This is a genomic window from Saccharomonospora saliphila YIM 90502 (assembly GCF_000383795.1).
Lineage (GTDB): Bacteria > Actinomycetota > Actinomycetes > Mycobacteriales > Pseudonocardiaceae > Saccharomonospora > Saccharomonospora saliphila.
In genome coordinates this window covers 10080-16980 of the sequence record NZ_KB912696.1, presented here as the reverse complement: position 1 = coordinate 16980, position 6901 = coordinate 10080, and the positions used below count along the sequence as shown (strand labels likewise).

The 6901-nt window shown below is 70.7% G+C and carries 6 protein-coding genes and 1 pseudogene; all 7 read right to left on the bottom strand.

All coding sequences use genetic code 11. The features are described 5' to 3' along the window. Positions 1–193 precede the first annotated feature (193 nt). Positions 194–1030: a hypothetical protein gene (locus tag SACSA_RS0115150; RefSeq protein ID WP_019818434.1), complete on the bottom strand. Its 837-nt coding sequence runs from the start codon at positions 1028–1030 to the stop codon at positions 194–196. 36 nt (positions 1031–1066) lie between these two features. Beyond that, positions 1067–2326 carry an MCE family protein gene (locus SACSA_RS0115145; protein ID WP_019818431.1) on the bottom strand — a complete coding sequence of 420 codons (1260 nt, stop codon included), beginning with the start codon at positions 2324–2326 and terminating at the stop codon, positions 1067–1069. Beyond that, a complete protein-coding gene (locus SACSA_RS0115140) occupies positions 2326–3510 on the bottom strand; it encodes an MCE family protein (protein ID WP_019818429.1) in 1185 nt (394 codons plus the stop codon). The genes SACSA_RS0115145 and SACSA_RS0115140 overlap by 1 nt, the downstream gene beginning before the upstream one ends. Beyond that, the gene (locus tag SACSA_RS0115135) at positions 3507–4691 is read right to left on the bottom strand and encodes an MCE family protein (RefSeq protein ID WP_028661912.1); all 1185 of its coding nucleotides are present in this window, start codon (positions 4689–4691) and stop codon (positions 3507–3509) included. The genes SACSA_RS0115140 and SACSA_RS0115135 overlap by 4 nt, the downstream gene beginning before the upstream one ends. Next, a complete protein-coding gene (locus SACSA_RS0115130) occupies positions 4688–5674 on the bottom strand; it encodes an MCE family protein (RefSeq protein ID WP_019818427.1) in 987 nt (328 codons plus the stop codon). The genes SACSA_RS0115135 and SACSA_RS0115130 overlap by 4 nt, the downstream gene beginning before the upstream one ends. Next, positions 5671–6699: an MCE family protein gene (locus SACSA_RS0115125; protein ID WP_019818426.1), complete on the bottom strand. Its 1029-nt coding sequence runs from the start codon at positions 6697–6699 to the stop codon at positions 5671–5673. Before SACSA_RS0115125 ends, SACSA_RS0115130 begins: the two co-directional genes overlap by 4 nt. A gap of 58 nt (positions 6700–6757) precedes the next feature. Continuing rightward, positions 6758–6901: pseudogene (locus tag SACSA_RS26235) on the bottom strand (MCE family protein); the annotation flags it as partial.

The window sequence follows — 6901 nt, the reverse complement described above, 5'->3', positions numbered from 1 at the left end:
CCGGCGACGCCGGGGTGGTGTCGCCGGAGGGCCTCGCCCGCTCCGGCCGCGCCGGCGTGCGCATACCGGCGACCCGTGGCTTGCGGGACGGGGGCTGTGCGCCGGGGCGGGGGCGGCGGGATGGGGACACTGCGGGCTCCTGACTGTCTCGGGCGGCGGAAGCGTGCGGGCTCGGGTGGGGCGGTGGGGCTTCCTAGCCGCCCGCACCCGCTCCGACGACCGGAACCTGACCGATGTTCGCGAGCTTCCACACCTGCTCGCCGTCCTCGTCCACGCGCTGCATGGTGACCGTGAGGCGCATGGTCTTGCTCACCTGCCGCTCGCCCGAGGAGACGTCGTTGCGCACGGTGGCCAGTGCGCCGGCCTTGCCCTCGTGCACGTTCAGCTCCTCGATGGCGACCTCCTGCACCGTCGAGGTGACCTTGGTCCCGGCCTGGGAAAGGACCTCGCGGTACCGCTGCTCCGTCTGCTCGATCTCCTCGCGCATCGTGTCGGTGACGACCCGCTTCTGCCGGGCGATGAACTCGTCCGGCTTGGCGTGGTCCAGTTCGGTGAACGCGACGACGCTGTCCCGGACGGCGTCGGTCACCCTGTCCCGTGTGGTGGCGATCTCGGCTTCGTCGGAGGTGGAGGCGAACCACCACAGCGTCCCGAACACGGCCGCCACCACGAACGCCGCCGCCGCGGCCGCCGTGGAGCCCAGCACCAGCCAGTGCGGCGGTCCCGAGCGTCCGGTGTCCTGCCGGGCCGCGGTCACGTCCGCCCTCTCGTCGCCCTCCCGGTCCGCCTCGGAGGCGGCAGCGTGCCCCGCCTCGGCGGTGTCCGCGTGCTCGGAGACGTCTGCGGCGTCCGTGGCGTCCGCGTGCTCGGAGACGTCGGTGGCGTCCGTGGCCGGCGTGTCGGTGGCGTCCGTGGCCGAGGCGTCGGGTGTCGGGACGTCGGCGGGAGCGGCGTCGGCGGGGCCGGAGGTCCCGGCGGCGTGCGCCGTCTCCGCGCGGGAGGCGGCGCCGTCCTGCTCGTCCGAACTCATAGCGCTCCAGACTAGGTCGCGGGTGTGATCTCGCTGTCAGTCGGCCAGCCCGACCAGCTCGCGGAGACTGGTGATGCTCATACCGGGGCTGCCGGCGATGCCGGGAGCGCCGCGCATAGCCGCCAGCTGCTCGCTGTCGCGGTCGCTGTTCGACTCGACCTGCTGCTCCGACGGGACGGTCGGCACTCCGTTGTAGGGGGCGTTCTGCGAACCCCGCACCGAGATCGGGCTGCCTTCCGGCTCGGCGCAGTACGCGTCGTCCTTCGGTGGCCGGTAGCTGGTGTCGTCGCCCGGGCGGTACTCGTCCGGCGCACGGTAGCCCTTGGTACACGCCGGTGGGTTGAACATGTTCAGCACCAGGCCGAGGTGGGCATGGCCGTCCCCCGGCGTCACGCTGAACGCGCCCGCGGCCACGACGGGGTAGGTCACGAATGCCTGCTCAAGGCCGTCGAGCCTGGTCACGGCCACGTTCGAGGTGGTGAGCAGGTTCGCGATCAGAGCGGACAGACCCGGCCCGGTGTCGGCGAGCACCTCGCTGATCTGTGTCGCCGCACGGGGTGCGACGTCGATCAGCTCGCGGATGTCGCCGTCGGAGTTCTTCAGCGTCTCCGACAGCGCCGCGAGATCCTCGCTGAACGAGCGCATCGATCCGCTGAGTTCGTTCTGCGTGCGCAGGACCGTGCTGCCGTCCTCGAGCAGGTCCACGGTCTGCGGAAGGTGCTCGCGCGCGACGCGGGTGAACTCGCGGGTGGTGTCCATCAGCACCTGGAGGTCGTCGCCGGTTCCGCTGAAGGCGTCGTACGACTCGTCGACGATCGTGCGCAGGGAGTCGGTCGGCACCGACTCGGTGAAGCTGTAGAGGTCCTCGATCAGCGCCTCGGTGCGCACCGGGGTGGTGACCTTGTCGGCGGGGATGACCGAGTCCTGCCGCAGGTAGGGACCGTCGTCGCGGGTGGGGCGCAGGTCGACGTACTGCTCGCCCACGGCCGAGCGGTTGGCCACGGCCGCCGTGAGCTCGCCGGGGATGGGGGGCGCGTCGGCGTCGATCTCCAGGTCGGCGCGCAGTCCCGATTCGGTGAGCCGCAGCGGTCCCACCTCGCCGACGTTGTAACCGCGGTAGGTCACTTCGGCGCCGGTGAAGATGCCTCCGGACTCGGCCAGGTCGAGGTGCACGGTGTAGCCGCCGGAGCCGAACGCGCGCTCGACGTCGGTGAACCGCACCAGCGCGTAGGCCACGCCCAGAACCGAGATGACCAGGAACGCGACGAGCTGGAGCTTGGTCTTGCGCAGCAGCATCAGCGCCCACCTCCCGTGATGGAGTCGAGCAGGCCGCCGAGGCCGCCGGTGTCCTGCCCGTCGCCGTCCGCCTCGTCGCCGGGCAGCGGCAGGGGCGGTGAGCCGTCGGAACCGCCTTCGCCACCGTCGGTCAGCTCGCCCACGCCGGGCACGTTCTGCACCGGGTTCTGCCTGCTGCGGCCGAGATTGGCCAGGATCGTCTCCAGATCGAGGTCGAGGGTGACGTAGAGGTTCATGTAGTCGCCCTTGACGCCCTCGGCCGCCGCGTCGGTGAACGGGTAGGTGAGCAGCAGTTCGAGCGCGTTCGGCAGGTCGGCTCCGGCCTCACCGAGTTTGCGCAGGACGGGCAGCAGCGCCTCCAGGTTCGCCACGAGGTCCTCGTGGCTCTGGTTGACGGTCTCCACCGCGACGGTGGAGAGCCGGTCGAAGGCAGTGAGCATGTCCACGAGCTGGCCGCGCTGCTTCTCGAGGATTTCGAGGCCGGGGCCGAGGTCCTCGACGGCCGAGGCGATGCGGTCGCGCTGGCCGTGCAGGGTCGACGAGAGCCGGTTGAGTGCGTCGAGGGCGCGCGTGATGTCGGCGGACTGCTCGTCGAGGGTGCCGACGAGCCGGTCGACGTTGGTCAACATGGCCTTGATGTCGGGCTCGTTGCCCTCCAGCGCGGCGTTGAGCTCCCGCGTGATCGTGTTGAGCTGTTCGACGCCGCCGCCGTTGAGCAGCATGGACAGCGCGCCGAAAACCTCTTCGACCTCGACGCTGCGGTCGGTGCGCGCCACCGGGATGAGGTCGCCGTCGCCCAGGCGGGCTTCCGCGGGGTTCTCGGCGGGGGCGGAGAGTTCGACGTACTTCTCCCCCAGCAGGCTGGACTGGCGCAGGTTCGCCACGGCGTTGGCGGGCAGCTCGACCTCGTCGTTGACCAGGACGGTGACCTCGGCGGTCCAGCCGTCGTCGGCGAGGTCGATCTCTTCGACCGTGCCGACGGGGACCTGGTTGACCCGCACGCCTGCCTGCGGGACGAGGTCGAGCACGTCCCGGAAGTGGATCTGGACCCGGTACGGGTCGTCGCCGAGGTCGGCGCCGCCGGGCAGGGGGACGTCGTAGACGCCGGTGAACTGGGAGCCGCAGCCGCTGAGCAGCAGCACGGCGGCCGAGGCCGACGCGACGAGGGTGCGGACGCGCTTCACCGGTCACCTCCCGAGTCGGCGACCTGCCCGAGGATCGGCAACGGCAGGTCCGGCATCTCGCCCTTGTTCAACGCGTTGACGGACTGCGCCAGGGACGGCAGCGGCACCGTGCCGTCGAGCACCGGGGCCAGGTCCGAGCACACGTCTCCGAGCGCGTCGAGCGCCTCCGGGGTCTGTTGGAGGAACCCGCAGACCATCGCGGCGGGCGGCTGGGTCAGCTCGTTGAGGTTGGGGCGCGCGTCGAGCGTGCCGGAGGCCGCGTTGTAGGTGTTGGCGAGGTTGCCCAGCGCCAGCGGCGCGACGTCGAGCGTCTCGGCGAGCGCGGCCCGTTGCTCGACGAGCACGCGGGTGATGCTCGCGAGTTTGTCCACGTTGGATTTCACGCGGTCGCGGTTGTCCTCGACGAAGGTGTGGACGGTGTTCAGGGTGGTGCCGAGTTCGCGGACGGTGGCGGCCAGGTTCTCGCGCTCCGCGGCGAGGAAGTCGCTGACCTCGGCGAGCTGGGTCTCGAACCGGCGCACCTCGTCGTCGCTCTCGGCGAGGGTGCCGGAGAGCTTCGCCAGGTTCTCCACGGTGGCGAAGAGATCTTCGGAGTTGCCGGACAGGGTGCCCGCCGCACGGCTGAGCTTGGTGATGGTCTCGTTCAGGGCGGTGCCGTTGCCCTCGACGTTGCGGGCGAGGGTGTCCAGCACCTCGGACAGCGACCCGTCCGAGTTCGCGCCGTCGGGGCCGAGTGCCTCGGCGACCCGGCTGACGCTCTCGCTGAGCTCGTCGATCTCCAGGGGGACGGCCGTGCGCTCGACGCCGAGCACGGCGCCCTCGTCGAGAATGGGGCCTTCGGTGTGCGCGGGGGTGAACTGGACGTAGCGGTCGGAGACCAGGGACGGCGCCACGAGAACGGCCTTCGCCTCGGCGGGCACCGCCACGGCGCGGTCATAGGCCAGCTCGACCCGGACCCGTTCGCCCTCGGGCGCGACCCCGGTCACCTCGCCGACGCGGACACCGAGCACGCGCACGTCGTTGCCCTCGTACAGGCCGATGGCCTCGGGGAAGTACACGGTGGCGTGCTTGCGCCCCGCGTCGTCCAGAGCCCACCAGAGTCCACCCGCGACCACGAGGCCGAGCACGCAGGCGAGCACGACACCGCGGGTGAGCTGGAGTCCGAAGCGGGTGGTGGTCATCGCGCGTGGCACCCCTCTTCGTTGAGCGGGCCGACCGAGGGAAGCAGCAGGCCGCAGATGTAGTTGTCGAACCAGCGCCCGTTGCCGATGGTGTTGGTGAACACCCGCACGAACGGCGCGAACTGCTCGATGCCCTCGGACAACGACTCCTGGTTGCGCTGGAGCATGCCGGTGAGCTGGTCGAGCTTGCGCAGCACCCGGTCGAGCTGTTCGGTGTTGTCGTCGACGAGCCCGCGTAGCTGGGTGGCGAGCTGCCTGCTGCCGTCGAGCATGGCGCTGATCGCCTGCTCCCGCTTGCGCAGCTCGGTGAGCAGCACGTTGCCGTCCTCCATCAGGCGGGCCAGCTCGGCGTCCCGGTCGGCCAGCGTCCGGCTGACCTGGCGGGTGTTGGCGAACAACTCGGCGAGCTGCTCGTCCCGGGAGGCGACGGTGTCGGACAGGCGGGACAGACCGTTGAGGGCTCCGCGCACGTCGTCCGGCGTGTCGGCGAAGGTCTCGGACAGCACGTCGAAGCTCTCGGCGAGCTGGTCCGTGTCGATCGCGTCGACCGTGCCGGACAGGTCGCGGAAGGCCTCCATCACGTCGTAGGGCGCGATGGTGCGGTCGACCGGGATGGTCGTGCCGGGGTCCAGCGGAGCGTCGCCGACCGGGTCGAGCGCGAGGTACTTCTGCCCCAGCAGCGTCTTGATCTTGATGGCGGCGCTGGTGTCGTCCCCGAGCCAGGTGTCGGAGACCCGGAACGAGACGAGCACCGTCGGGCCGTCGAGTTCGATCTCGGTGACCTCTCCGACCTTCACCCCGGCCACGCGGACCTCGTCGTCGGACTTCAGGCCCGCCGCCTCGGAGAATTCGGCGGTGTAGGTGGTGCCGCCGCCGACGATCGGCAGGTCGTCGGCGTTGAGTGCGGCCACGGTGCTCAGCACGAGCACGACGAGGCCGACCACGGCGATCGGCACGGGATCGCGCTTCGAGAAACTCTTCATGACAGGCACCGTTCCCGGCTCACCGGCTGGATCGGCAGGTCCACAGGCGCGCTCATCAGCCCGGGGACACGCACGCTGCCGTGGGTCTCGCACAGGTAGAAGTTCAGCCACGACCCGTAGCTGGCCGTGTTGCTGAGCTTGTTGACCTTCTCGGGCAGGAAGCGCAGGAAGTGCTCCACCACGGCTTCGTGCTCGTTGAGGTTGCCCGCCAGCTCGCCGAGCGCCTCGACGTCCTCGCGCAGCGGCTCGCGGGCGTCGTCGAGCAGGCCGGCCGTGGTCCGCGTCAGCTCGCCGAGCGAGGTGATGGCCTGTCCGATCGGCTCACTGTCGCCCGCGAGCCCGGACACGAACTCCTGGAGGCGGGTGATGAGGTCGTTCAGTTGCGGCGTGCGCTGATTGAGGGTGGTCAGCACGCCGTTGAGGTTGTCGATGACACTGCCGATGACCTGGTCCTTCTCCGCCAGGGTCGTGGTCAACGACGCGGTGTGCGCGAGCAGGCTCTCCACGGTGCCGCCCTCGCCCTGCAGCACCTGGATGATCTCGTAGGACAGCGTGTTGACCTGCTCCGGCTCCAGCGCGCGGAACAGCGGCCGGAAGCCGTTGAACAGCTCGGTGAGGTCGACGGCGGGCCGGGTGGCCTCGAGCGGGATGGTCTCCCCCGGCTCCAACGTGCCCGTGGGCTCGGCGGGGCGTTCGAGCGCGAGGTAACGCTGTCCGACGAGGTTGCGGAACTTCAGCGCGGCCGTGACGTTGCCGGGCAGCTCACGGCCCTTCTCGACCTCGAAGTCGAGCTCGGCCTGCCGCCGGTCGACCACGCGCACCTCGGAGATCTGTCCGACCCGGACACCCGCGATGCGGACGTCGTCACCGGGATTGACCATCGTGACGTCACTGAACCGCGCACTGTAGGTGACGCGGTCGGACAGGTTCACGCCCGCGATGCTGACACCGAGGATCGCGGTGAAGAACACGGTGACCACCACGAAGACGGTCAGCTTCGTCAGCGGTGCGGCCAGCCCCCTCACGTGTGCACCTCCCTGGTCCGCCGCGGCCGGTGCGCGGTCGTCGTCGCGCGGTTCGCGCTCACCGCACCGTCACCTCCGTTCCCCGGTAGAGCGGGGCCACCAGCAGCGATCCCCAGCCGGGGACCTCGGACGGAGCGAGCCCCACCTGCGGGCCGACGATCCGCGACACCAGCGCGTGCTCGCCCGCCGTGCCCGCCGGGTC

Bases quoted from the DNA above. Each gene is read 5' to 3' on its own strand.
- SACSA_RS0115150 (WP_019818434.1), bottom strand. From the start codon at position 1,030: ATGAGTTCGGACGAGCAGGACGGCGCCGCCTCCCGCGCGGAGACGGCG.
- SACSA_RS0115145 (WP_019818431.1), bottom strand. From the start codon at position 2,326: ATGCTGCTGCGCAAGACCAAGCTCCAGCTCGTCGCGTTCCTGGTCATC.
- SACSA_RS0115135 (WP_028661912.1), bottom strand. From the start codon at position 4,691: ATGACCACCACCCGCTTCGGACTCCAGCTCACCCGCGGTGTCGTGCTC.
- SACSA_RS0115130 (WP_019818427.1), bottom strand. From the start codon at position 5,674: ATGAAGAGTTTCTCGAAGCGCGATCCCGTGCCGATCGCCGTGGTCGGC.